32 protein-coding genes and 1 riboswitch are annotated in these 23057 nt (G+C 30.8%); of the genes, 8 read left to right on the forward strand and 24 right to left on the reverse strand.

The genetic code is table 11. The features are described 5' to 3' along the window. Nucleotides 1–5 precede the first annotated feature (5 nt). The 3 genes from ribD to FVE72_RS09755 all read right to left on the reverse strand — a co-directional run bounded on the left by ribD (nucleotide 6) and on the right by FVE72_RS09755 (nucleotide 3009). Nucleotides 6–1148, reverse strand: a complete 1143-nt coding sequence (gene ribD, locus FVE72_RS09745) for a bifunctional diaminohydroxyphosphoribosylaminopyrimidine deaminase/5-amino-6-(5-phosphoribosylamino)uracil reductase RibD (protein WP_232049448.1) — start codon at nucleotides 1146–1148, stop codon at nucleotides 6–8. A 31-nt stretch (nucleotides 1149–1179) separates the two neighbouring features. Beyond that, a complete protein-coding gene (gene ribH, locus FVE72_RS09750) occupies nucleotides 1180–1644 on the reverse strand; it encodes a 6,7-dimethyl-8-ribityllumazine synthase (RefSeq protein WP_026738181.1) in 465 nt (154 codons plus the stop codon). 274 nt (nucleotides 1645–1918) lie between these two features. After that, a riboswitch (FMN riboswitch) is annotated at nucleotides 1919–2035 on the reverse strand. Nucleotides 2036–2124: 89 nt separating this feature from the next. Beyond that, nucleotides 2125–3009 carry a M23 family metallopeptidase gene (locus tag FVE72_RS09755; RefSeq protein ID WP_051411789.1) on the reverse strand — a complete coding sequence of 295 codons (885 nt, stop codon included), beginning with the start codon at nucleotides 3007–3009 and terminating at the stop codon, nucleotides 2125–2127. Between the two features lie 340 nt (nucleotides 3010–3349). On the opposite strand from FVE72_RS09755, the gene FVE72_RS09760 reads away from it, so the two are divergent. Further along, on the forward strand, nucleotides 3350–3805 hold the full coding sequence (locus FVE72_RS09760; protein ID WP_026738182.1) for a DIP1984 family protein: 456 nt from the start codon (nucleotides 3350–3352) through the stop codon (nucleotides 3803–3805). 287 nt (nucleotides 3806–4092) lie between these two features. On the opposite strand, the gene FVE72_RS09765 is transcribed toward FVE72_RS09760, so the two are convergent. From FVE72_RS09765 to FVE72_RS09785, 7 genes are all read right to left on the reverse strand, one after another. Beyond that, nucleotides 4093–4662 (reverse strand): hypothetical protein, encoded by a 570-nt coding sequence (locus FVE72_RS09765; protein WP_026738183.1) that lies wholly within the window; start codon nucleotides 4660–4662, stop codon nucleotides 4093–4095. 14 nt (nucleotides 4663–4676) lie between these two features. Beyond that, on the reverse strand, nucleotides 4677–5432 hold the full coding sequence (locus FVE72_RS09770) for a hypothetical protein (protein WP_006807634.1): 756 nt from the start codon (nucleotides 5430–5432) through the stop codon (nucleotides 4677–4679). Nucleotides 5433–5453: 21 nt separating this feature from the next. Further along, complete coding sequence (locus FVE72_RS11230) at nucleotides 5454–5843, reverse strand: hypothetical protein (protein WP_154669375.1); 390 nt, start codon at nucleotides 5841–5843, stop codon at nucleotides 5454–5456. A gap of 191 nt (nucleotides 5844–6034) precedes the next feature. Beyond that, nucleotides 6035–7231, reverse strand: coding sequence for a subtype B tannase (locus tag FVE72_RS09780; RefSeq protein ID WP_373920384.1), 1197 nt, complete (start codon nucleotides 7229–7231; stop codon nucleotides 6035–6037). Next, nucleotides 7125–7409 (reverse strand): hypothetical protein, encoded by a 285-nt coding sequence (locus tag FVE72_RS11660; protein WP_373920385.1) that lies wholly within the window; start codon nucleotides 7407–7409, stop codon nucleotides 7125–7127. Before FVE72_RS11660 ends, FVE72_RS09780 begins: the two co-directional genes overlap by 107 nt. A 30-nt stretch (nucleotides 7410–7439) precedes the next feature. Further along, nucleotides 7440–7586 carry a hypothetical protein gene (locus tag FVE72_RS11520; RefSeq protein ID WP_232049449.1) on the reverse strand — a complete coding sequence of 49 codons (147 nt, stop codon included), beginning with the start codon at nucleotides 7584–7586 and terminating at the stop codon, nucleotides 7440–7442. Nucleotides 7587–7669: 83 nt separating this feature from the next. Then, nucleotides 7670–8581: a TDT family transporter gene (locus FVE72_RS09785; RefSeq protein ID WP_026738184.1), complete on the reverse strand. Its 912-nt coding sequence runs from the start codon at nucleotides 8579–8581 to the stop codon at nucleotides 7670–7672. Between the two features lie 187 nt (nucleotides 8582–8768). Here FVE72_RS09785 and FVE72_RS09790 point away from each other — a divergent pair, with 187 nt between their 5' ends. Then, nucleotides 8769–9260 carry a C-GCAxxG-C-C family protein gene (locus tag FVE72_RS09790; protein WP_006807674.1) on the forward strand — a complete coding sequence of 164 codons (492 nt, stop codon included), beginning with the start codon at nucleotides 8769–8771 and terminating at the stop codon, nucleotides 9258–9260. Nucleotides 9261–9333: 73 nt separating this feature from the next. Here the strand turns inward: FVE72_RS09790 and FVE72_RS09795 are convergent, their stop codons facing one another. Continuing rightward, nucleotides 9334–9654 carry an MGMT family protein gene (locus FVE72_RS09795; RefSeq protein WP_026738185.1) on the reverse strand — a complete coding sequence of 107 codons (321 nt, stop codon included), beginning with the start codon at nucleotides 9652–9654 and terminating at the stop codon, nucleotides 9334–9336. Between the two features lie 157 nt (nucleotides 9655–9811). On the opposite strand from FVE72_RS09795, the gene aphA (FVE72_RS09800) reads away from it, so the two are divergent. Then, nucleotides 9812–10540, forward strand: a complete 729-nt coding sequence (aphA, locus tag FVE72_RS09800; protein WP_026738186.1) for an acid phosphatase AphA — start codon at nucleotides 9812–9814, stop codon at nucleotides 10538–10540. A gap of 122 nt (nucleotides 10541–10662) precedes the next feature. Next, a complete protein-coding gene (gene aphA / locus FVE72_RS09805) occupies nucleotides 10663–11391 on the forward strand; it encodes an acid phosphatase AphA (RefSeq protein ID WP_006807643.1) in 729 nt (242 codons plus the stop codon). An 89-nt stretch (nucleotides 11392–11480) separates the two neighbouring features. On the opposite strand, the gene brnQ is transcribed toward aphA (FVE72_RS09805), so the two are convergent. From brnQ to FVE72_RS09850, 9 genes are all read right to left on the reverse strand, one after another. Next, nucleotides 11481–12794 (reverse strand): branched-chain amino acid transport system II carrier protein, encoded by a 1314-nt coding sequence (brnQ, locus tag FVE72_RS09810; RefSeq protein WP_026738187.1) that lies wholly within the window; start codon nucleotides 12792–12794, stop codon nucleotides 11481–11483. 190 nt (nucleotides 12795–12984) lie between these two features. Beyond that, nucleotides 12985–13374, reverse strand: coding sequence for a 50S ribosomal protein L17 (gene rplQ / locus FVE72_RS09815; protein WP_006807638.1), 390 nt, complete (start codon nucleotides 13372–13374; stop codon nucleotides 12985–12987). 33 nt (nucleotides 13375–13407) lie between these two features. Then, nucleotides 13408–14376 (reverse strand): DNA-directed RNA polymerase subunit alpha, encoded by a 969-nt coding sequence (locus FVE72_RS09820; protein ID WP_006807631.1) that lies wholly within the window; start codon nucleotides 14374–14376, stop codon nucleotides 13408–13410. 33 nt (nucleotides 14377–14409) lie between these two features. After that, on the reverse strand, nucleotides 14410–14997 hold the full coding sequence (gene rpsD / locus FVE72_RS09825; RefSeq protein ID WP_006807660.1) for a 30S ribosomal protein S4: 588 nt from the start codon (nucleotides 14995–14997) through the stop codon (nucleotides 14410–14412). 28 nt (nucleotides 14998–15025) lie between these two features. Further along, entirely contained in the window at nucleotides 15026–15415 is a 390-nt protein-coding gene (rpsK, locus tag FVE72_RS09830) for a 30S ribosomal protein S11 (RefSeq protein ID WP_006807672.1), read from the reverse strand. Between the two features lie 22 nt (nucleotides 15416–15437). Then, complete coding sequence (gene rpsM, locus FVE72_RS09835) at nucleotides 15438–15803, reverse strand: 30S ribosomal protein S13 (protein WP_006807645.1); 366 nt, start codon at nucleotides 15801–15803, stop codon at nucleotides 15438–15440. 174 nt (nucleotides 15804–15977) lie between these two features. Next, nucleotides 15978–16091 carry a 50S ribosomal protein L36 gene (rpmJ, locus tag FVE72_RS09840; protein WP_026738189.1) on the reverse strand — a complete coding sequence of 38 codons (114 nt, stop codon included), beginning with the start codon at nucleotides 16089–16091 and terminating at the stop codon, nucleotides 15978–15980. A gap of 20 nt (nucleotides 16092–16111) precedes the next feature. Further along, the gene (gene infA / locus FVE72_RS09845) at nucleotides 16112–16330 is read right to left on the reverse strand and encodes a translation initiation factor IF-1 (RefSeq protein WP_006807623.1); all 219 of its coding nucleotides are present in this window, start codon (nucleotides 16328–16330) and stop codon (nucleotides 16112–16114) included. Between the two features lie 146 nt (nucleotides 16331–16476). After that, nucleotides 16477–17223 (reverse strand): helix-turn-helix transcriptional regulator, encoded by a 747-nt coding sequence (locus tag FVE72_RS09850; protein WP_051411790.1) that lies wholly within the window; start codon nucleotides 17221–17223, stop codon nucleotides 16477–16479. A 97-nt stretch (nucleotides 17224–17320) separates the two neighbouring features. Between FVE72_RS09850 and FVE72_RS09855 the strand changes: the two genes are divergently transcribed. From FVE72_RS09855 to FVE72_RS09865, 3 genes are read left to right on the forward strand one after another with little or no spacing between them, the layout of a single operon-like run. Next, nucleotides 17321–17743 (forward strand): pyridoxamine 5'-phosphate oxidase family protein, encoded by a 423-nt coding sequence (locus tag FVE72_RS09855; protein WP_006807642.1) that lies wholly within the window; start codon nucleotides 17321–17323, stop codon nucleotides 17741–17743. A gap of 23 nt (nucleotides 17744–17766) precedes the next feature. After that, nucleotides 17767–18723: an alpha/beta hydrolase gene (locus tag FVE72_RS09860; RefSeq protein ID WP_026738190.1), complete on the forward strand. Its 957-nt coding sequence runs from the start codon at nucleotides 17767–17769 to the stop codon at nucleotides 18721–18723. Between the two features lie 17 nt (nucleotides 18724–18740). Then, a complete protein-coding gene (locus tag FVE72_RS09865) occupies nucleotides 18741–19115 on the forward strand; it encodes a pyridoxamine 5'-phosphate oxidase family protein (protein WP_026738191.1) in 375 nt (124 codons plus the stop codon). 206 nt (nucleotides 19116–19321) lie between these two features. On the opposite strand, the gene FVE72_RS09870 is transcribed toward FVE72_RS09865, so the two are convergent. The 4 genes from FVE72_RS09870 to FVE72_RS09885 form a co-directional block, all read right to left on the reverse strand. Next, nucleotides 19322–19684, reverse strand: coding sequence for a DUF1304 domain-containing protein (locus FVE72_RS09870; protein WP_026738192.1), 363 nt, complete (start codon nucleotides 19682–19684; stop codon nucleotides 19322–19324). A 19-nt stretch (nucleotides 19685–19703) separates the two neighbouring features. Further along, nucleotides 19704–20477, reverse strand: a complete 774-nt coding sequence (gene map / locus FVE72_RS09875; protein ID WP_026738193.1) for a type I methionyl aminopeptidase — start codon at nucleotides 20475–20477, stop codon at nucleotides 19704–19706. Nucleotides 20478–20497: 20 nt separating this feature from the next. After that, complete coding sequence (locus tag FVE72_RS09880) at nucleotides 20498–21127, reverse strand: adenylate kinase (RefSeq protein WP_026738194.1); 630 nt, start codon at nucleotides 21125–21127, stop codon at nucleotides 20498–20500. A gap of 150 nt (nucleotides 21128–21277) precedes the next feature. After that, nucleotides 21278–21946, reverse strand: coding sequence for a hypothetical protein (locus FVE72_RS09885; protein ID WP_026738195.1), 669 nt, complete (start codon nucleotides 21944–21946; stop codon nucleotides 21278–21280). A gap of 142 nt (nucleotides 21947–22088) precedes the next feature. On the opposite strand from FVE72_RS09885, the gene FVE72_RS09890 reads away from it, so the two are divergent. After that, nucleotides 22089–23048, forward strand: coding sequence for a type I phosphomannose isomerase catalytic subunit (locus FVE72_RS09890; protein WP_036056214.1), 960 nt, complete (start codon nucleotides 22089–22091; stop codon nucleotides 23046–23048). Nucleotides 23049–23057 lie beyond the last annotated feature (9 nt).

Here is a 23057-nt window from a genome sequence, read left to right on the forward strand (position 1 = left end):
TTCTCCTAACTTTCATCATACTTTTTGAAATAAAACTCTACTCCTATATTATTATCATAGATATTATATTTTATATTATTCAAAGTTATTGCTTCATCAGTATTTATTTTTGTAAATCCTGAAATGAATGATTTTGCTGTTTTGTCTCCAAATATTTTATTGGAAATAAAAATTTCTCCTCCATCAATAACTTTTTCGGAAAAAGCCTTCGATATGAGTTTTTCTCCTCCTTCAAGCAATACCGAGTCGATTCCTTCTTTTCCTATTTCCTCCAAAATATCCCTCATAAGAAAATTTTTTCCTTTTAAAAAAATAAATTTTAATTTTTTTCTCTCTTTAAATATTTTGACTTTATCACTATTCTTGTTTATAACAGAAGTAACAATTACAGTTTTCCCATCGCTGTTATTTTTTATAATATTGTAATCTTCAGTTATTCTTAAATTCGGATCGATTATTATTCTGAAAGGATCGACTCCGTTTTCTATTCTTGCCGTCAAACTCGGATTATCATATAAAACTGTATTTATCCCTACCATTATTCCCATAAATTTATTTCTGTAATATTGAACTTTTTCTCTTGCTTTTTCATTAGTTATCCATTTAGACTCACCGTTTGAAAGAGCTATTTTTCCGTCCAGAGTTATACCGCATTTTAAAAATAAATAAGGAATTTTTGATTTTATATACTTAAAAAAGACTTGATTTAACTCATCACATTCTTTTTTCAAAACATTTTCGGTTACTTCTATCCCTGAATTTTTAAGCATTTCAATTCCTTTTCCTGCAACTTCTGGATTAGGGTCACCCGAACCTATAACACACCTTTTTATTCCTGCTTTTATAATCTTTTCAGCACAGGGAGGTGTTTTTCCGTAATGAGAACAAGGCTCCAGAGTTACATAGATAGTAGCACTTTCTGTCTCTTCTCCTGCATTTTCAATGGCATGAACTTCTGCGTGAGCTTCTCCGAACATTTTATGATAGCCCTCTCCTATAATTTTGCCGTCTTTCACTATAACAGCTCCTACCAGAGGATTGGGATTTACCCTCCCCAATCCTTTTTTTGCAAGTTCCAAAGCTATTTTCATATATTTGACATCTTCATTGTTAACATTATAGTCCTTTTCATTAATTTTTTTATTCATAATCTTTTCTATCTTTCTATAATTTTAATTTTTATACTATTTCTTTCATCAGATTTGCCATTTCAATCGCTGCAAATGCCGCTTCCGAACCTTTATTTCCTGCCTTTGTTCCTGCTCTTTCTATTGCTTCCTCTATATTATTCGTAGTCAATACTCCGAATATAACAGGAATATCGTATTGTAAAGATAATTGAGCAACACCTTTGGATACCTCTGCACAAACATAATCAAAATGAGGTGTAGATCCTTTTATTACCGCTCCGAGAGTTATTATTGCATCATATTTTTTTGCATTTATCATCTTTTTGACTATAAGAGGTATTTCAAATGCTCCCGGTACCCAAGCAATTTCGATACTTTCTTCAAGAACTTCATTTCTCTTAAGTACATCCGTTGCACCTTCGACTAATTTTGAAGTAATAAATTCGTTAAACCTTCCTGCTACAATACCGATTTTTAAATCTTTTCCATTAAACTTCCCTTCAAATTTTTTCATTTTTCCTCCCAAAATAATTTTATTTAAAACAATTTTCAGGTAATAAAAAACAGGATTAATTAAAATCCCGGGACTTTTAATAATATAATAACAGTTTTTTATTCAGAATTACTTTAACCAATTTAATCAGGAAATTTTTTAAATAACAAACTGCCTGATTAATTATATATAATTCGGATATTTTTAATAATTCCTGCTTTTAATAAAAATTTCAACTCAAAAATGGGTTATTTATAAGCACGATTATTTCTAACAAAAATAACTATTATTTATATTCTAACTTCTTCCATCTAGACTTTACTATCGGTACCGGAATTTAACCGGTTCATGCTCATAAAAGCTCGCGGACTATACCGCCGGTCGGGAATTTCACCCTGCCCTGAAGTTTAATTGTTTTATGACAATATTCTATAATATTTTTCGGATTTTGTCAAAAAAATGTATATACAGGGACGGAGTAAAATTTTTAGGAGTAAAAAATCATTGATAATATTCAAATTCCATAGGATCTAAAGGCTTTCCGTCAATCATTATCTCAAAATGCAAATGCGGTCCTGTAGACATTCCTGTGCTTCCTACGTTTCCGAGTATATACCCTTGTGAAACTATTTCTCCCTTTTCCACCGATATTTTACTTAAGTGAGCATATCTCGTTACAATACCTTTTTCCGAAGTAACTTCTACCATTTTTCCGTAATTTCCTTTTTCTCCTGAATAAGTGACGATACCTTTTACAGCCGACCTCACTTCAGCTCCGAATTTTTCTCCGATATCTATTCCTCTGTGAAATTTTCTCTCTTTCAAAATAGGATGTATTCTTTCTCCGTATTTACTTGTTATATTTTGAGAGCCTACAGGCCAATAAAACTTTTCTGATATTCCCTGACTTTTAATATCTTCTCTTTCATAGTTATCAATCCTTGTATTATATTTTGTGTAATATATTGCCGAATTTCTATTTTCATTCTTTGCGTATGCTTTTCTCGCAGCACTCTCGTTTCTGATCGAGATAATATTTCTCTTTGCTTCTCTCTCGATTTTCTCTCCAATAGAAATCTTTAAATCTTTCTGTTCTGTTTCTTCTTGAATTTTATTATCTTTTAATTTTTCCGTTTCCTCATGAAGTGAATTTTTCACATTTTCTCTTGTATTATTACTTTCCGTTTTATATACATTCTGCTTTTTTGAAGTTGCATAAATATTCTCTGTGTGACTTGTTTGAAATATAAAAACCATAAGAAACACGGCAATTAAGCCGATAAATACAATCGTGTTTTTATTTTCAATATTCTTAAATTTTTCTGAAAATTTTGACTTCTTACAGAAATTTTCTTTATACCCCTCTATTTTCTTGATCAACCCCATATTTTATTTCACCTTTACAAATGATTAATTTTAAATTAATTATATATTATTTTGGGGAATTTGTAAAGAGTTTTTTTTAAAGGATTTTTTATTACCATTTGCTTATCTTTGTTTAGAAATTATTTACTATATTTACACTACTCTCAAACAAAAATGTAGAGCTAACTATAATTTTATAAGTTTGAATACTATCTGAATTTACACTACTCTCAAACCTATATTTTATTTTTTGCAACCCAAATTTTCATTTTTTTTAATTACTATATTAACTGTTTTGTCCTCTAAAAATTTGACATTCCCTCCCCAATCAATTATAATAAAATAAAAACGGAGGTTTCATATGAAATTAGCTGAAGCTCTCATTTTAAGAGCGGATTTGCAGAAAAGAATAGAACAGTTGCGTATCAGACTCAATAACAATGCAAAAGTTCAGGAAAATGACACTCCTACAGAAAATCCCGTAACACTGATTTCTGAACTCAACAGTTGCATTGACGAGCTGACTTCTCTTATAAAGAAAATCAATAAAACAAACTGTACTGCTACTTCAAACGGCGTAACTTTAGTCGATTTAATAGCGGAAAGAGATACTTTAACTCTAAAAGCCAATATTATGAGGACTTTTTTACAACAGGCAAGCCAAAAAGTAGAACTCTATTCAAGTAAAGAAATTAAAATATTAAGTACCGTAGATGTACCCTCTTTACAAAAGGAAGTCGATAATTTATCCAAGAAAATCAGAGAAACGGATACAGCGTTGCAGCAGGCAAACTGGCTTACCGATTTAATAGAATAATTTTTCTTTATAGAATATTTAGGTGTAGATTTATTAAAAGCGAGTACAACTTTTTCCCTGTCACGGAATATCGGGTAATTCGGAGGAGTTACAATCTTTTTTATTGTTATCCTCAGTATTGTTACACGAGTACAGTTATAGAGTAATGTTACTACCACGTACTGTTTTAATAATATCGAGGGCGGGTTTCGGGAAAAAAAGATTTATCTCAAGTTTTTGTTTTGAAATAAATCTTTTTGTATTATTAAATTCTCTTCTTAAAATTTAGTTTTTATTTGCAACACTGTTTAATTATAGCAGCTTTCACAATGTTTAATAATACTGCCGTCCGTTTCATCTTCTATTCTCTGCACAGCACGCCGAACTTTAAAACTTGCAATAACTTTTTTTGGAATCTCTAATTCATCAAAATCTCTATTTAATATTTCAACTTTCCTATAAAAACCTATTTGATATTTTCCAGGTATATACTTGCTTCCCAAATTATATCTACATTCGCCTGTAATTTTTCCAAGTCTATATATCTTGCCAAACTTTATCCAAACAAAATCTTCTATTTTCATTCCTTCAATAAATATACTCTGAATATCTGTATTAAAATGTTTCAAATCATCATTTCTTTTTTCTAAATCTACTTCTTTATTAAGTTCTGCTCTTATTTTATTTACTATCTCTTCTACTTCGAAATCTTTCTCCTGTATATCTTTATCAAAACCCTCTTTTGAACTCCATCCTAATCCAATATAATTATTAAGAATATCATCATTTAAAATTACTTCGGGATTTCTGTTATTTTCATTAAATAATATTTCCTGTTGTTTTTTCATATTTATACGCCAAATCTTATTTTTAGACATTTCATTTCCTTTCTTTAATAATTTTTTAAATCGTGTATTTCAAACTTAAAATTTTGAAATAACTTCACAGCTTCATCAAGTGTATCGTTGGCAGATGATGATATTTGATTTATCTCTTCTTTATCAGGCGTGCTATCTGTTAGTATTTTATACATTGCATCTGTAGCTTTTTGAAAATATACTATTCTTGTCTTTAAAACTTTTATTCCACTTGTAATTGTTTTTTTACATTTATTATCAAAATTTTCATCTCCTGTTATATTACAATTCAAATTTTGAAATTCTGAAAGTGTTTCCTGTGTAATAGTAAGACTTTCCTTTCCTTTATAATAAAAATCATAAGGATCTACATTTGTCTTTGTACTTTCTAAATATTCTGCTAATACTTTATCTGCTTTATCCCATGTTCTTACAATTTCATTAATTATTCTATTCTTTTCAGTCTCAACATTTTTTCGTATTTCCAAATTTCTTTTTTCTTCTTCAAGTTTGGCTTTTTCTTGAGATAATTTTTGTAGCTCTTCTGATTTTGCTATTTCATTATTTTTTGTTTCTTCTCTCTTTGAAACACTTGATTTATTTTCACTAAGAAAAATTGAACCGTAAAATAATATCATAGCAAATATATAAATACTTCCGTACATAATTTTTTTCTTTTTTTCCATTTTACTTTGATAAATTACAACAGGTACTAAAACATACCAAAATAACACAATTAATACTAATCCGGGTGTACTTTTATACCACGGATTTTTTTGTTTTTCTTCCATAATCTCTCCTTATTTTTATTATTAATCTAACATAAGATGCTTATCTTGAGTATATCTGACTTTACTTATTCCTTTAAAAGTAACATACGGACTTCCTTTTCTTAAAAAAAGTGTATTTCCAAAAGGATCAGAATTAAAAATTGCTGAAAATTCACTGTTACCGTTTCTAAAATAACCGCCATTCTTATTATTTAAACTCCATGATATATTATTCTTTCTAATTACATTAAAATTTATATTTACTCCTATGTACCATCTTTTTTCAATATTACAATCAGTTTTAACTATGTTGGAGCTTGTTCTTCCGCTAAACATAAAAATAGTTAAGTACGGTTCAAAAGCTATTACATTTTTAGTATTCATATTTATAGTTACTTCACATGATAAACTTGGAACTGCAATTACTAACATTATTAATATTATTAATTTCTTCATTTTTCCTCCTTTCTATATTTTCTTTTTATTTATTTACAATTTTTTTCTTTATTCTATATTTATTTACATTAATATTTTATCAAAAAAAAAAAAAATGCAATTAATTTTTTGCATTTTTTAAAATAAAATATTTTATTTTATAAATTACTTATCTTATATTCTTATACCTATCTAACAATCCCGTCTACCCAAGTAAACAACTCATCCAAATCATAGTCTCCTGAATGTCCTGTAGCCCAAGGAGATGCAAAATCCACGTTTTTACCTGTATTCTCAAGTTTTAATGCCAATATAGCCGGAATAGCTAAAGAAGTATCTCTATCAATCGCACCGTGTCTTATTCTCCAGTATTTGGAAACAGTTGCACCTTTTGTGCCTATATAATACATAGGATTCATCATCTTTATTATATTTTTTTCAGCCATTTGACCGTTTGTCGTGCTGTGTTCCAACATATATTTGGTAAAATGCTTATTATCCACAGTCTTATCTCCGAAAAGATTATTTTCTCCTGTAGACAAATCAACATTATCAAATGCTCCCGGAGTTTTCATTCTTCCCATATATTTCACATATTCGTCAAAATTCAAATCGACTACTTTGTTATTTTTTATTGTAAGAAACTTAAATGTTGACAAATCTGTTCCTGCCTTTAAGGCTTTATTTGCAGAATCAATATAATATTTCTTTATCTGTTCTTTGAAACTTCCGTTCCCATTCTTGTCAAGTGTCAACAATTTTCCGCTTTTGTCTTTTAACTTTAAACTATTTAAATACTGAGGAAATAGGGCTTTAAGGTCTGCCGATCTTTTTATTTCGTCTTCGGTCAGTTTTCCTTCGACTTCTTTTCTCTGAACATTATAGTCCAGCATAGTTATATTTATTTTCTTATAATCGTTTACACCGTTAAATATCCATTCATATGCTTCATTGGCATTATCGAGATTGGTTATCGGACAATAAGCCGATACGGCAAAAATATCGTCTTTTGCTTCAGCCGCTCCCAACTCCTTTAAATAAGGCTCATAATCCTTACTGTTTCCTGTAGCTCCTAACAGTGCCGATAATGCTCCTCCCGCACTTGTCCCATTGGAAATAATTCTGTCGGCATTACCGGGCATAGTCTTATCATTATAATGCAGATAACGGACTGCCGCTTTCAAGTCAATAATAGCTGCAGGTGCTTTTCCTGTATAATTTCCCTGCTCGTCTTTCAGCGTTCTTCCTCTTGCTCCCGGTGCTGCAATTACATACCCCCTAAGCATTTTCTTTACCGCTTCTTTTATCCATCCCAACAGTTCCCGCAGCTCCCGGCATATATCCGCCGACACTGTTCGGAAAAAATATCGGTGCATTTTTCGCATTATATTTTCCTACAGATTTGTTGTTAAAATACTCCTCGGGTATATAAATATTTATAGTCTGATAATTTACATCCACAGGATTTTTTACATAAACTATATTTTCATATGCTCTGTATTCTATTGTTTTCCCGTTTACTTCTGCTGTCTTTTTTGTATAATTTTGAGTATTAAAATTCAAATCATAACCTTTTTCAGTTTTATTACTCGGCTATATCTTTATTTCCTGTTTATTTGCAGAAACAGGTGTATTTTTATCAGTTTTATCTGTATTTACCTCTTTTGTTACAGCTCCTGTCGCAACTAACGAAAATATTCCGAACAAAAACAACATTAATTTCAATTTTTTTCTTTTCATAATTAGTCTCCCATCTCTATTTTATAAATATATTTTATCATTGAAACCTTTAAATTTAGATATTTTCTTTCTTATTTTTCCGTTTATTCTTTTTGAAAAATAAACTGCAAATACTTTACAAAGACATAAATTACGGCAACTAATGCTATTATTTCAGTCAGATTGACAACTTTGGCAAGTACAGAAACATTTAGTCCGACCTTCTTGAATACACCTGTCATAAGTTTTAAGGCCAATCCGCTTATTACGAGAGGGAATGTAAATGCCGAGAAACTCGGATAAAATTTCAATTTTAATAATTTCGGCATAGAAATAAGTACCATCACGTAAAATAAAGTTGTCAAGAAAATCAGCAAATTAAAGATAATAAAGTTTTTTTCAGGGAAATTGCTTATATATCCTGCAAGTAAAAGTGCCGCAGGTGCTGCAAAAACTGCAAAAGTAGGTGTTGCAGGTTCAGATATTTTCTTTACTTTCAATACTCTGTATAATACTATCGGCAATAACACTATATATGTTACAAATCCGAACCAGAAAGCTGCTTTTCCGAACACAGGCATTTTATACCAAGGTGCAGTTACACTCACTGTTACGATCCCTACATAAACAATAAACCATGTTGTAAAAACTGTTTCTATATTACGTTTCGGTATATATTTTACACTGAACTGGACAATCAGTAATACATGTATCAAAATTCCGATATACCAGAAAACAATCCCGACAGCTTTATTCGGCAAATATGCTGATAAAATAATTATAGCCATGGAATACGTAGCAAAACTTCCTGATATAACAGGATTTTCCATAACTTTTTTAAATCCTTCAAGATTCGATAATATTTTTATCGTAAGCAACAAAATTATAATAAATGCTATAATCCCTAATAAATTTCTGGGAGTTTCTCCATAACTCTTTAACAAGTTTCCTAAAGCTGCCATTCCCAGTGCCAATCCTGAAATAGGTACAGGATATTTTTCCAAAAATTTTTTCATTTTAATTCTCCTTTAATCGTTTTGATTTTTACATACAATATTTATACATTATTTTTGACGATTTTAATATATCTTATTTTTAAATACTGTATTCTTTTTTCTTATATTGATTTTTTTCCGATTCAGGATAAAATTTATTAGAGTAACTATTTTTTGGAGAAAAAACTGAAAACAGGAGGGAAAAACAATGGGAAAAATTGATACTAAAAATTATACAAAAGAAGAAATTATTGCAAAAGTCAAAGAAGAAGCCGAAGAACTTTATGAAAACGGTACTTTTTTCTGCAGTGAAGCTGTTATAACTGTTTTAAACAATTATTTAGGTCAGCCTTATCCGCCTGAAGTAGTTAAAATGGCAAGCGGATTTCCTATAGGAATGGGTAAAGCAGGCTGTTTATGCGGTGCCGTATCGGGAGGACAAATGGCTTTAGGTATTGTCTACGGCAGAACTCAAGGGGAAGCGATGCAGGAGAAAATGTTTGAAATGTCCAAAAGCCTTCATGACTATATCATAAAGGAATACGGTTCATGCTGCTGTCGTGTTATGACAAGAAAATGGCGGGGAGACGATTTCAAAAGTCCTGAAAGAAAACGTCATTGTGTGGAAATTACAGGAAAAGTCGCAGAATGGATAGCAGAACAGCTTATTAATGATAATCAGATTGAAACTAAACATTAATTTAAACAAAAAGACTGTTTAGAGATAATAAATTTATCTAAAAGCAGTCTTTTTATCGTGTTTTTATTTTCTGCTATTTTCCATTCCATATATATTCCTTCAAATCTACACATCCGCTTTCTTCCACATAGACTTCTTCATTTTCCAAACGGATTTTCTGCTCTTCACTTCCGTTTTCTCCGAACGTTTTTGCCAACTCTCCGAATCTGTTTACTACTCTATGACAAGGCACATCTTTATAAGGGCAACTGCTCATTGCATATCCTACCACTCTTGAAAGTCTCGGATTTCCTATCATAATCGCAATCTGACCATATGTAGCAACTTTCCCGCAAGGTATTTTTCTTACAATTTTATATATTTCTTCAAATATATTATCTTTCTTGTTTTTCATATGCACATATCCTTTCATAATTGTAATCTTATTATATAATACGACTATTATTTTGTAAATTTCTTAATTAAATTTAATTTTTAAACAGTTTATAATTAATGAAAAATATCAAAATCAGGCTATAATATATTATATACAAAATTTATTAGGAGGATCTATGAAAAAATTATTATTAGTTTTGGCGATTTTATCATCAAGTACATTATTTGCTGCAGGACCTAAAGTACCTTATACTCATGAAGGATTTTACTCAACCGAGAATGTTCAGAAAGCCGTTCATTTTATATCTGTAGAAGATATTAAAAAGAGTCTGGAAGGAAAAGGACCTATTAATGTAAGTTTCGATATAGACGACACTCTTGTTCATTCAAGCGGTTATTTCATATACGGTCAATATCATTTTCAGATTCCGGGTGACGAAAGAGGAGAAAGAAGTTATTTAAAAAATCAGAAATTCTGGGATTATGTTGCTGAAAACGGCGATGAACATTCTATTCCGAAACAATCTGCAAAAGATCTTATAAAAATGCACTTGGAAAGAGGAGATCACGTTTTCTTTATAACAGGAAGAACCAAACATTCCAAAGACAAAAATTATACTTCCACAAAACTTTCAAAAACATTACAGAGATTTTTCGATTTGCCGAAAGAAGTTTACGTAGAATATACTGCTGCTACTCCTACAGGAGGGTTCAAATACGATAAATCATTCTATATCAAAAAACATAATATATCTATTCACTACGGAGACAGTGATGACGATATTTTAGCTGCAAGAGAAGTAGGAATCAGAGGTATACGTGTAGAGAGAGCCTATAATTCCACAAATAGACAGAATCTTAACGGAGGATATGGAGAAGAAGTGTTAATTAACTCTGCATGGTAATTTATAAATAACAAAATTTTTATATCATTTCGATAAAATTAATTATAAATTAATTTTAAAATAATAGTAATTTTTAAAAATCGGGTTATAATATATTATATACAAATTTTTTAGGAGGATTTATGAAAAAATTATTATTAGCTTTGGCAATTTTGTCATCAAGCACATTATTTGCAGCAGGTCCTAAAGTACCTTATACTCATGAAGGATTTTACTCAACTGACAAAGTTCAGAAAGCTGTTCACTTTATATCTGTAGAAGATATTAAAAAAAGTTTGGAAGGAAAAGGGCCTATTAATGTAAGTTTTGATATTGATGATACATTACTACACTCAAGCGGTTACTTCATTTACGGGCAACATTATTTCCAAATTCCGGGAGATAAAAGAGGGGCAATAAGCTACCTTTACAATCAAAAATTCTGGGATTATGTTGCTGAAAACGGTGATGAACATTCTATCCCTAAGCAGTCTGCAAAAGATCTTATAAAAATGCACTTGGAAAGAGGAGATAATGTATTCTTTATAACAGGAAGAACTAAACATTCTAAAGATAAAAATTATACTTCCACAAAACTTTCAAAAACATTACAAAGATATTTTGATTTGCCGAAAGAAGTTTATGTAGAATATACAGCCGATACTCCTACAGGAGGATTCAAATACGATAAATCATTCTACATCAAAAAACATAATGTATCTATTCACTACGGAGACAGTGACGATGATATTTTAGCTGCAAGAGAATTGGGAATTAGAGGAATCCGTGTTCAAAGAGCTTACAATTCGACTAACCCTCAAAAACTTAACGGAGGATACGGAGAAGAAGTATTAATTAACTCTGCATGGTAATATAAAACAAAAAATAAAGAGCTTTTAAAAAATTTTGACAATTTAAGTCCATTTTTTCAAGCTCTTTTTTATTTTAAAAATTATATTTATTAATTTTCGACTTTTCGCAATTTTACAAGTCCGAAACTTATAATAAAGAAAATTAAAGCAACTGAAACCCATCCCAAGTCAGCACTTTGTAAGGGTAACTTCTGAGTAAATTCCGTCAGGATCGGTATTTTTATATTAATTTTTTCCAAAGTATTTATTATACTTATTATTACTGTAGGATACACTGTAGCTCTATAAATTATTTTGTTACTTTTTATCTGTTTATCTAATAATGCCAGTATAATTAATACCAATGAAGCCGGATAAATCGCTAATAGCACGGGAATACTGTATTCCATTATTTTCTGAAATCCCAGATTTGCGAGAACATAACTCCAAAAGACCCAAATTGTTGCCCATACTTTATAAGGCACTTTTTTTATCAATGAGTTAAAATACTGACTTAAAGATATTGTCAAACCCACTCCGATATTAAGACAGGCTATTATAAACATAAACGCAAGTAATACTGCTCCAAAATTACCGTATGAATATCTTATAGCTCGAGTCAATATCTCAGCTCCGTTTTTTGTTTGAGGAAACATTGATGCACTTGCGGCACCCACATGGGCAAGCATCATATACACTGCAAAAAGCATAACTCCTGCTATTATTCCCGTTATTGCAACTGTTTTTGTCAATTTTTTATCTTCACTGCCGATTTTTGATTTTATTACATACACCACTACAAGACCGTAATTAAGACCTGCTAAAGCGTCAAGAGTCAGATACCCGTCCAAAAATCCCTGTAATCCGAAATTTTTGGCATATAATTCTTCAGGCTGTATATATCCTCCCATAGGTTTGATAAAAGTACCTATAAAAAGCATAAAAACTAATACCAAAAACGCAGGAGAAGTTATTTTGCTTATTCTGTCAAGCAACTTATGAGGACTTAAACTCAGCCAGTATACAATTCCAAAAAATACTGTTGTATAAATAAACAGCACAGGCTTTACTCCCATTCCTTCAGGCAAGTAAGGACTTATAGCTATTTCAAAAGGCACAGTTCCGGCTCTGGGCATAGCAAGTGCAGGTCCTATTGCCAAATATACAGCTGTAGTAAAAATTATAGAAAATACGGGATCCACTCTATTTGAAAGTTTTTTAAGCCCGTCGGATTTAGCGACCGCTATTATTCCCAAAACAGGAAAAATTATCGCCGTTATACTGAAAAACAGCATTACTGTAAACATGTTTGTTCCTGACTGTTTTCCTATAATTGGAGGAAATATAAGATTACCTGCTCCAAAAAATAAAGAAAATATCATTATTCCTATCATAACCAATTCTTTTTTCTTTAATTTCTCCATATTATTTACTTCCTTATTGTTTTTTTAAAAGTTTATTATCGTTTTTTGAAATGAATACAAATCAGTTTTTATATGAAAATAAAGTTGTTCCGACCAAGCATTTTACTTACTCAAAAACAACTTTATTTATAAAGTATTCAAATATACAATCTGTAATTTGCTATTTTATCTTTAAAAAGCTTTTATTTAATTACACTAATTCGATTATTGCCAATTCAGCAGAATCTCCTCTTCTTACATCGGTTTTAATTATTCTTGTATAACCACCGTTTCTATCCATATACTTAGGTGCTATTTCTTTGAAAACTTTAGCAACTGCTTCTTCATTTCTTAAAAATGAAAATGCCTGTCTTCTCAAATGGATAGCTTTTACTCTTTCTTCTTTGTTTTCCAAGTCAAAATTATTATACTTTTTCCCTAATGTTATAACTTTTTCAACGAATTTTCTTAATTCTTTTGCTCTGGTAACAGTTGTTTCAATTCTTTCAGCCTTTACCAAAGAAATCGTCATATTTTTAAGCATAGCCAATCTATGATCACTTCTTCTACCTAATTTTCTATATGATTTATTATGATTCATTTACTTTCTTCCCTCCTTGATACAATTTTTTTATTAATTTCCGGCTTCTTCACTTAAATCGTAACCAAGCTCTTTCATTTTATCGATTATTTCATTTAGAGATTTTCTCCCTAAATTTTTAATTTTCAATAATTCTACATATGTCATTGAAGTTAAATCAGATATTGTATTTACTCCTGCTTTTTTCAAGCAGTTGTAAGATCTTACAGTAAAATCAAGTTCCTCAATTTTCATATCTTCTATATTGCTTTCAGTTTCAGAATTTAATGAAGAATTTTCATCTTCATTTCCTCTGAATTTACTCATGCTGTTTCCTATATTTGTAAAAGGTTTTACATGCAATATTAACAATTCGACAGCATAAGATAAAGCATCATGTATTTCAATACTTCCGTCAGTAGAAATTTCCAATATAAGTTTATCATAGTTTGTTACTCTTCCTACCATTGTATCTTCTACACTGTATGTAACCCTTTTAATAGGTGTATAAATTGCATCTACTGCCAAATATCCTATAGGCCAACCTTCAGTATCTATCTCATCGGAAACTACAAATCCTTCTCCCGAATCAACTAAAAATTCCATATTAATTTCTTTATCAGTTGTTACAGTTGCAATGACCTGTTCAGGATTAATAATTTTAATTCCAGGATCAGGCTTAATGTCCGCTGCAGTTATTACTTTAGGTCCCTTTACGGATAATACCATTTTTTTCTCTCCCGGTTCATCCAACTCGACAACTATTTCTTTTACATTTAATATTATGTCCGTAACAGCTTCTTTTACTCCGGGTATTGTAGAAAATTCATTTAATACACCGTCTATTCTAAGACCTTTTATAGCCGATCCCGGTATTGACGATAACAATATTCTTCTTAATGCATTTCCAATAGTGTTTCCGTATCCTCTGTACAAAGGCTCTAACGTATATTTAGCTGTATATCTGCTCTCTTTCTCTTCTGTCAATTTTATATTTTTAGCTATTTTTTCAATATTTAACAAGCTAAATCAACTCCTTGGATTATTAGATTATTATTATCTGGAGTAAAACTCGATAATCATTGCTTCATTAATTTCAAAGTCAACTGAGTCTCTTCCAGGATTTTCCAATACTTTAGCTGTCAATGCAGCTTCGTCAAGTTCCAACCATCCCGGAACAGTTTTTTGCCCTACTGATTCCTTAATTAAAGCCAACTCTCTTGAATTTTCTTTTATAGAAATTACATCTCCCTGTTTTACTCTGTATGATGCGATGTTCACTCTTTTCCCATTTATTAATATATGACCATGACTTACTATTTGTCTAGCCTGTCTTCTTGTTGCACCGAATCCTAATCTGTAAACAACATTATCTAATCTTCTTTCTAAATATTGAAGTAATAATTCCCCTGTTACTCCTTCTTTTCTAGTTGCTTCTTCATATAATTTATAGAATTGTTTTTCCATTACTCCGTACACAAATCTGGCTTTTTGTTTTTCTCTCATTTGTGTTCCGTATTCAGTTAATTTTCTATTTGCATTCGGTCTTATATTTCTGTTTGACTTTTTATTTACGCCTAAAACACTTGGATCCAAACCAAGATTTCTACATTTTTTTAACACCGGCTGTCTATCTCTTGCCATTTATCTATTTCCTCCTTATTTAATAAATTTACGGTCTTCTCTTTTTCGGCGGTCTTGCACCGTTATGAGGTACCGGAGTTATATCAACTATTCTTGTTACTTCCAAGCCGGTAGCCTGTATCGATCTTATAGAAGCTTCTCTTCCCGATCCCGGTCCTTTTATTTTAATTTCTATTTGTTTCATTCCGTTTTCAATAGCCACTTGTGCTGCCTGTTCAGCTGCTATTTGTGCTGCAAACGGAGTTCCTTTTTTAGTTCCTTTGAACCCTGAAGTTCCTCCCGATTTCCAGATTACGACCTTACCTTCAGAATCTGTAATAGTTACAACAGTATTGTTGAAAGTAGAATGTATATATGCTATCCCGTTAGGAATATTTTTTAATTTTTTCTTTTTTGAAACTGCTGGTTTTTTAGCCACTTATGGTTTCCTCCTTAACTTATTATTTTTTCTTAGCTATCGCCATTTTTACAGGCCCTTTTCTAGTTCTCGCATTTGTTTTAGTTTTTTGTCCTCTTACAGGCAACCCGTTTCTGTGTCTTAATCCTCTGTAACTCTTAATATCAAGTAATCTTTTAATATTAAGTCTGATTTCTTTTCTAAGTTCCCCTTCGATTTTGTATTCTTCAACTATAGTTCTGATTTTACCTACTTGTTCTTCAGTTAAATCTTTTACTTTGATGTCTTTGTCAACACCTGCTTTTTCTAAAATCTCGTTTGAAGTACTTCTACCGATTCCAAAAATATAAGTTAATGAAATTTCCACTCTTTTATTTCTTGGAATGTCAACTCCCGCTATTCTAGCCAAATCTTTTCCTCCTTGTTTTTGATATTTTTTAAACCTTCTTCAATATGCCCTCACATAATAAAATATAAGGAATAAGCCCTACAGCCAAACATATCTTTACAATTTTTATTATTTATATCTGTTATTTCGTATATAATTAAATAAAAATTTTTTCAAGATTGCTTTTTTGTTATCTTATCCTTGTATTTGCTTATGTTTAGGGTTTTCGCATATTATTCTTACTTTTCCGTGACGTTTGATAACTTTACATTTGTCACAAATAGGTTTTATTGAAGCTTTCACTTTCATTAAAAACCCTCCTTCCTAAACTATTTTTTCCTATATACAATTCTGCCTCTTGACAAATCATACGGAGATACTTCAACCGTTACTTTGTCGCCTGGCAAGATTTTTATATAGTTCATTCTCATTTTACCTGAGATATGCCCTAAAACTTCATGCCCGTTTTCAAGTCTTACTTGAAACATCGCATTAGGCAAGGCTTCTAAAATTTCGCCTTCCAATTCCAGAACATCTTGTTTTGCCATAAAAATCACCTCGGATCCTTTCAATTATATCAAAAAATAAAAAAAATGTCCAGTATTTTTGAACTGATTTTTATATAATTTGATTAATTATTTTTTTGTTTTTTAAAATACCCTTTTGGATTTTCGTTGGTATTATACTTTATTTTTTATAATTTGTCTATTGTTTTATTTTTTTCTATCTCTATTTCAAAATCTGCCATACTATAATCAAAAATTTTATATACTTTAGGATTTAAAGAGGACAATTTTTTCAAAGACACTGACTTAAACTTATCATTTTCACTTAATTTTATTATTTTATCACACTGAAAATTTTTAATTTCACTGTTTTTAAAATCATATCCTATTGTAAACCATTGACCGTATGCGGAAGTTATTTTAAAAAACTGAATAAAATATGCTTTTTCAGCCTTTTCTTCTTTATATAAAATTTTACACACTTTTTCTTTTATGGCAAACTTCAATATATCCTTCAGATAAGGACTTTCTTTATAATGAACAGAAGATTCAAAACTGAGAACCGTTTCCATTTTACTTATTTCTTCTATCTGTTTTCGGGGTAGACAGGCTTTAAATTTTTCTTTCAGTTTTTCAATATCCAAATGAAAAGGTGTCGTTTTATAACCTTTCAATGTAATCATTGTAAAATACAGTGCATACATTTCATCAATATTGAACATAACCGGAGAAAGCAGCTTATTTTTAAGAATCCCGTATTTACCGTTTCTTCCTGTAGTAGAATAAACAGGCATACCTATCTCTTCAAGTGAACGGATATCCCTTAATGCTGTATTTCTTGAGATACTGTATTTCTGCATAATATCTTTTAAGTTAAAAAACTCTTTATCATTAAGGTACATTATCATATCATTTATTCTTTCGGACTTATTCATTTTTCTCCTAAATTTTTATTTTAATAGTACCATATTTTGAGACTGTTTTATAGTATAATATTTTCAGAAAATAATTTTAAAGGAGATGAATTTAAAAATGGATGTAAAAGATAAATTTAGGGAATTAATGAAAGTAAGTAATGACATTGCACTGGCTTCTTCGAGCTCGGATAATCAGCCTAACGTGAGAATTGTAAGATTTTATTATGACGAGAAGGATAACCTTTTATATTTTCTGACTCTAAAAAACAGTCAAAAAACATCGGAATTTGAAGAAAATAACAAAGTAGCTTTTACTACTGTTCCTAAAAACAGTTTGCAGCATGTTAAAGCTAAAGGAATTGTTACAAAAAGCAAGAAATCCGTTCAGGATTTAAAAGAGACTTTTATTGAAAAAATACCTTCAATAAAAATGAATATTGAGCAGGGAGAAGCTTTTATGGACTTATATGAAATATCTTTTTCAAAAGTAACTGTCACTTTAGACCAAAAACATGTTGAAAATATAGAAATTATATAAATATTTAAGCCACAGGAGGAATTATGAAAAAAATATTAATATTATTATTTACTGCTATTATCACAATAATAAGTGCAGAAGACAATAAAACTCTCGAAGTAAAACTGACAAAACCGTCCATAAAAATGCTGTCGGGAATAACTTATTCTCAAGGTACAAACTCTACAGGAATCGGGACTTTCAAACTTGAAATGGATATACTGAAACCGAGAGCAAAACAGACTAAACCTTTACCTTTAGTCGTTTTTATAACAGGAGGAGGTTTTATAGGGGCTCCTAAAGAGAACTATATTCAGCAAAGATTGGCAATAGCCGAAGCAGGATATATAGTTGCAAGTATAGAATACAGAGCTGCTCCCAACGGAGTTTTTCCCGAACCTTTAGAAGATGTAAAATCTGCAATAAGATACTTAAAAGCCAATGCCGATAAATACGGAATAGATAAAACCAGAGTTGCTGTAATGGGAGATTCTGCAGGTGGATATTTGGCAGCACTTACAGGAACTACAAATACTATGAAACAGTTTGATAAAGGAGATAATCTGAATGAAAACAGCAATATTCTTGCAGTTGCAGATCTTTACGGAGCTTCCGATTTGACTAAAATCGGTGCGGATTTTTCTGAAAAAGTAAAAGAAGCCCATAACTCTCCTGCTATTCCTGAAGCATTGTTAATTAACGGGCTCCCTCTTTATAATGTCGGCGGTTCGGTCAACAGCCGACCTGAAAAAGCAAAGGCTGCCAACCCTATAAATTATATTTCTAAAAATACTCCTCCGTTTCTGCTTATGTATGGAGATAAAGATAATCTGGTTTCTCCGAGTCAAACTGAAATTCTGTATAAAGCATTAAAGGAAAAAGGAGTTCCTGTTACAAAATATGTTGTGAAAAATGCAGGTCACGGAGATGAATATTGGACACAACCTGAAATAATTGAAATTATAATAAACTTTTTTGATAAAAATTTAAAAAATAAATAAAATACAGGAGGTCTGGCATGTTTAATGAAAAATTTTTTGAAGTTCTGAAACATGACGGTGTTGTTTCAATAGTAACCTGGGGAAATGAAGAGCCGAACATTACTAACACTTGGAATTCCTATCTTCAAATAAAAGACGGAAATAGAATACTTATTCCTGTCGCAGGATTTACAAGGGCTGAAAAAGACATTAATGTAAATAATAAAGTTAAAGTCACTTTAGGCAGTAAGGAAGTTATGGGAAATAACAATTATCAGGGAACAGGATTTGCACTTGAAGGAACAGGAAAATTTTTAACTTTGGGTGAGGATTTTGATTTTATGATTGGGAAATTTCCTTTTTTAACAAGAGTTTTTGAAATAACTGTAACTTCTGCTAAGCAGTTGTTGTAAAGAAAATTTCACACTAAAACTGAATTTCTATTGTCTTTACTGTATCTGACTAAAATTTTACTTCAAGAAATACAAATCGAAACTTTATAAAAACAGCTGTTTGAGCATAGTGAGTCTTTTACTTTTATATTAAAGTGATTTATTTCAATTTAGTAAAATTTTAGTCGGATATTTTTTGCTATTTTTTAAAAAAGTAAAGAAAATTTTCAAATAAACAACGAAACTATTGCCACTACTCCCGGCAATCCCTGCAGCAAAAATATTTTCGGGGAAACTGTTATCGCTCCGTATATTGCTGCACATATAACACATAGCAGAAAAAACAGGACTATTTCAATTTGAAATATACCTGTTTCCAAAAGGCTCCAAACGAGTCCCATTGCTAAAAACCCGTTATAAAGCCCTTGATTCATCATCATTTTTTTAACTCTTTCGTCTTTCAAAAAGTCGACTTCCAAATTAAAACTTTTTTGTGCCGACCGACTTTCATTAAAATACATTTCAAGCACCATTATATACAAATGCTCAAAAGCTACTAATAATACAAGAATCTTTGTTAAACCGCTCAATTTTCTCCTCCTTATGTTCCTAATCTTTCACACTTAATATAAGAGGTTTCCCGTCAACTATCGCCACACTGTGTTCAAAATGTGCCGAACGTGAGCCATCTTTAGTTTTTACAGTCCACATATCTTTCATTATTTTGACAGGATACTTTCCTACATTTACCATAGGCTCTATTGCGATAACCATTCCGTCTTCTATTTTTGCTCCCGTTCCCGGCTTACCGTAATTGGGAACCATAGGATCTTCGTGCATTTCTTTCCCTACACCATGTCCCGCAAAATCTCTGACTAAAGAAAAGCCGAAGCTTTCCACATATTCCTGAATTGCGTGACTCACATCTCCTATTCTGTTTCCTTCTTTGGCATAAGTTATACCCAAATCTCTTGATTTTTCAGTAACTTCAAGTAATTTTTTCGACTCCTCGTCTATTTCCCCCACAGCATAAGTAATCGCTGCATCTCCGAAATATCCGTCCAGCACCGTAACAGTGTCTACACTTACAATGTCTCCCTCTTTCAAAATTATCTTTTTATCAGGAATACCGTGTACAACAGTGTCATTTACGGAAATACATGTAGATGCAGGATAAGGCGGATAAGGTCTGCCTATATCATAATCTTTCGTCCCCGGTATTGCTCCCTGAGATTTTATATAATCTTCGGATATTTGATCCAATTCATGTGTGCTTATTCCGGCTTTTATATATTTCGGCAATATATCTTCAAAAAGTCTTGCGATTATTTCATTTGCCTTTTTTATTTTTTTTATTTCGTCCAATGTTTTATAAATTATCATTTTATTTGCTTCTTTCTATTTTATTTTTCCAATATGTCAATTATGTCTTTTGTAATTTCTTCCAGTTTTTTCGCTCCGTCTACAGAATATACTTTATTTTGCTTTTTATAATATTCAAGTACGGGAGCTGTCTGTTTATTGTAAACTTCAAGTCTTTTCATTACAGTTTCTTTATTATCGTCTGCTCTCTGTTCCAAATCTTCTTCTTTTTCATCAACAGGCGGATTGTATTTAATATGATAGATTTTTCCTGTTTTTTTGGAAACTCTTCTTCCTGTGATTCTTTCTATAATCTCGTCATCACTCACATCAAGAGCTATTACTTTTTCTATCTTCTTATTAAATTTTTCAAGTATTTTGTCCAATGCCTCCGCTTGAGCCACAGTTCGTGGAAAACCGTCAAGTATAAATCCTTTTTTACAGTCCGCTTCCTGTAATCTCGCTTCTACAAGCCCGTTTACTATATCATCGGACACAAGATTTCCACCGTCCATAAGTTTTTTAGCTTCCAATCCTAACGGAGTTTTCTTTGCAATAGCTTCTCTTAAAATATCTCCTGTAGAAATTTGAGGTATTTCATATTTTTTTATCAATTCTTTCGCCTGAGTACCTTTTCCCGCTCCCGGAGCTCCAAATAATACTATATTCATAATTTTAATTTACACGAATCCAGATAAATCGTGTACTCCTTTCTATATATGTTTTAAATTTATTTTATCACATTTCCAAATAAATTTGAATATTCTAAATCTTTTCATTGAAACATTTCTTTCGATTTACTTTATTTTCTTCTTTAAAAATTATTCTTTCATTCCTGTTATTACTTTACACAACTTCTTTTCCTCGGGTTTTCCATATAATTTTAAGGGTATAACCATAGGAGGAACTCCGTTATCAAGTTTTATTAACATATATGAGCAGCTAACTGCATTTATACCTATTCTTTGATTATCCTGATTTACTAAAGTGTAATCTTCTTCCCAATTTCCACTTAATTTCCCTACTTTTTTATTTTCTATGGCTTTCCATATATTTATTTCCTTTAATAACCATTTTTTTATTTCTTTGCTATTATCGATTTTTTCCCCCTTAACATAAAAAATTTCAGTATTCTTTATTATTTTTTCCGTTTCAGTAACTGCTCTTATTTTTCTCGGAATTTCTAAGGATAAAAATACAAAATATGTCGCCAATATTACAAATAATGTAGATATTATTTTTTCTGCTATGAAACTTTTTTTAATCCAGCTTTCCTCTTTTTTTTCAATATTTTTCTTCGCCATTCTTTTTAATCTAATTTCTACAAATGCTTTATATAACCAGTATCCCAGTATAGAAAGCTGAATAGGCAAAGTTATTAAAAAATTTCTAATCAGCAACGGAACACAAAATAAAACTATACTTAAAATTTTTTCTATTCTTTTTTTCATTCTTTCTTTTTTCAGCTTTTCTTCATCATATTCGTACATTATTTATCCCCTTTTCTACAATAATATTTATTTTACCATATTTCAAAATTTTTACAATCTGAAATTTCTCCAAACTATTGTCTTTTTATCCTGAAAGTGTTATTATTTTAATATAATCAAATGTAAAAGGAGAAAGTTAATTATGCTGTATCCGTTAAAATTTAAAAAAGTATTTATCGAAAAAGTCTGGGGAGGACGTGAATTTGAAACAAAACTGGATATGAAACTTCCCGAAAACAGAAAAATAGGAGAATCCTGGGAAATATCCGCTCATCCCAACGGAATGAGTATCGTTGAAAACGGAGAACTTGCAGGTAAAACTTTACAGGAAGTTTACGATGAGTATAAAGAAAAACTTGTAGGAAATAAAGTTTACAATGAATACAAAGACAGATTTCCTTTACTTATTAAATATCTTGATGTAAATGACAGACTGTCCATACAGGTTCATCCCGATGATGAAACGGCTTTGAAAAATCATAACGAATTGGGAAAAAGTGAATCGTGGTATATTATGGAAGCAAGTCCCGATGCTGTTCTTATAATGGGAATGAAACCGGGAATTACGAAAGAACAGTTTTTAACAAAAGCCGAAAATAATGATTTTGAAGGATTATTTGAAGAAAAGACAGTTAAAAAAGGAGATTTCATTGATATTGTGCCGGGAACGGTACACGCTTCACTGAAAGGAAGTGTGCTTTTTGCAGAAATACAGGAAAATTCGGATATTACTTACAGAATTTATGATTTTGACAGAACAGAAAACGGTGTAAAAAGAAAACTGCACATTAAAGAGTCTGCAGATACTATAGATTTTGATAAAAAAGTAGATATTGTAAATACCGACTTCAAAGAAAATGAAACAAGGAAAAATTTAATCAGAAAAAAATATTATTCTATTGATAAAATAAAAATAAGCAATACTTTTGATGACAAAAATGATGAAAGTATGATTATTTACTCTATTTTAGAAGGAAAAGGTACGATAACGCAGAAAGATTACTCATTGAAAATTCAAAAAGGAGAATCGGTACTTGTTCCTCCTCGTATGAATGTAACATTAAAAGGAAACTTTGAAATATTAAGAACCATTATCGAATAAATTGAAATA

This window comes from Pseudoleptotrichia goodfellowii (assembly GCF_007990505.1).
GTDB lineage: Bacteria > Fusobacteriota > Fusobacteriia > Fusobacteriales > Leptotrichiaceae > Pseudoleptotrichia > Pseudoleptotrichia goodfellowii.

Excerpts from the sequence above, each read along its gene's own strand:
- FVE72_RS09755 (WP_051411789.1), bottom strand. The coding sequence starts at position 3,009 with ATGGGGTTGATCAAGAAAATAGAGGGGTATAAAGAAAATTTCTGTAAG.
- FVE72_RS09890 (WP_036056214.1), top strand. The coding sequence starts at position 22,089 with ATGCTGTATCCGTTAAAATTTAAAAAAGTATTTATCGAAAAAGTCTGG.
- rpmJ (WP_026738189.1), bottom strand. The coding sequence starts at position 16,091 with ATGAAAGTGAAAGCTTCAATAAAACCTATTTGTGACAAATGTAAAGTT.
- FVE72_RS09760 (WP_026738182.1), top strand. The coding sequence starts at position 3,350 with ATGAAATTAGCTGAAGCTCTCATTTTAAGAGCGGATTTGCAGAAAAGA.
- FVE72_RS09885 (WP_026738195.1), bottom strand. The coding sequence starts at position 21,946 with ATGTACGAATATGATGAAGAAAAGCTGAAAAAAGAAAGAATGAAAAAA.
- aphA (WP_006807643.1), top strand. The coding sequence starts at position 10,663 with ATGAAAAAATTATTATTAGCTTTGGCAATTTTGTCATCAAGCACATTA.
- FVE72_RS09765 (WP_026738183.1), bottom strand. The coding sequence starts at position 4,662 with ATGTCTAAAAATAAGATTTGGCGTATAAATATGAAAAAACAACAGGAA.
- map (WP_026738193.1), bottom strand. The coding sequence starts at position 20,477 with ATGATAATTTATAAAACATTGGACGAAATAAAAAAAATAAAAAAGGCA.
- FVE72_RS09780 (WP_373920384.1), bottom strand. The coding sequence starts at position 7,231 with ATGCGAAAAATGCACCGATATTTTTTCCGAACAGTGTCGGCGGATATA.
- ribD (WP_232049448.1), bottom strand. The coding sequence starts at position 1,148 with ATGAATAAAAAAATTAATGAAAAGGACTATAATGTTAACAATGAAGAT.
- FVE72_RS09855 (WP_006807642.1), top strand. The coding sequence starts at position 17,321 with ATGGATGTAAAAGATAAATTTAGGGAATTAATGAAAGTAAGTAATGAC.
- aphA (WP_026738186.1), top strand. The coding sequence starts at position 9,812 with ATGAAAAAATTATTATTAGTTTTGGCGATTTTATCATCAAGTACATTA.
- ribH (WP_026738181.1), bottom strand. The coding sequence starts at position 1,644 with ATGAAAAAATTTGAAGGGAAGTTTAATGGAAAAGATTTAAAAATCGGT.
- rplQ (WP_006807638.1), bottom strand. The coding sequence starts at position 13,374 with ATGAATCATAATAAATCATATAGAAAATTAGGTAGAAGAAGTGATCAT.
- FVE72_RS09795 (WP_026738185.1), bottom strand. The coding sequence starts at position 9,654 with ATGAAAAACAAGAAAGATAATATATTTGAAGAAATATATAAAATTGTA.
- brnQ (WP_026738187.1), bottom strand. The coding sequence starts at position 12,794 with ATGGAGAAATTAAAGAAAAAAGAATTGGTTATGATAGGAATAATGATA.
- rpsD (WP_006807660.1), bottom strand. The coding sequence starts at position 14,997 with ATGGCAAGAGATAGACAGCCGGTGTTAAAAAAATGTAGAAATCTTGGT.
- FVE72_RS09790 (WP_006807674.1), top strand. The coding sequence starts at position 8,769 with ATGGGAAAAATTGATACTAAAAATTATACAAAAGAAGAAATTATTGCA.
- FVE72_RS09860 (WP_026738190.1), top strand. The coding sequence starts at position 17,767 with ATGAAAAAAATATTAATATTATTATTTACTGCTATTATCACAATAATA.
- FVE72_RS11520 (WP_232049449.1), bottom strand. The coding sequence starts at position 7,586 with ATGAAAAGAAAAAAATTGAAATTAATGTTGTTTTTGTTCGGAATATTT.
- FVE72_RS09850 (WP_051411790.1), bottom strand. The coding sequence starts at position 17,223 with ATGAATAAGTCCGAAAGAATAAATGATATGATAATGTACCTTAATGAT.
- FVE72_RS11230 (WP_154669375.1), bottom strand. The coding sequence starts at position 5,843 with ATGTTAGTAATTGCAGTTCCAAGTTTATCATGTGAAGTAACTATAAAT.
- FVE72_RS09785 (WP_026738184.1), bottom strand. The coding sequence starts at position 8,581 with ATGAAAAAATTTTTGGAAAAATATCCTGTACCTATTTCAGGATTGGCA.
- FVE72_RS09770 (WP_006807634.1), bottom strand. The coding sequence starts at position 5,432 with ATGGAAGAAAAACAAAAAAATCCGTGGTATAAAAGTACACCCGGATTA.
- FVE72_RS09880 (WP_026738194.1), bottom strand. The coding sequence starts at position 21,127 with ATGAATATAGTATTATTTGGAGCTCCGGGAGCGGGAAAAGGTACTCAG.
- infA (WP_006807623.1), bottom strand. The coding sequence starts at position 16,330 with ATGGCAAAACAAGATGTTCTGGAATTGGAAGGCGAAATTTTAGAAGCC.
- FVE72_RS09865 (WP_026738191.1), top strand. The coding sequence starts at position 18,741 with ATGTTTAATGAAAAATTTTTTGAAGTTCTGAAACATGACGGTGTTGTT.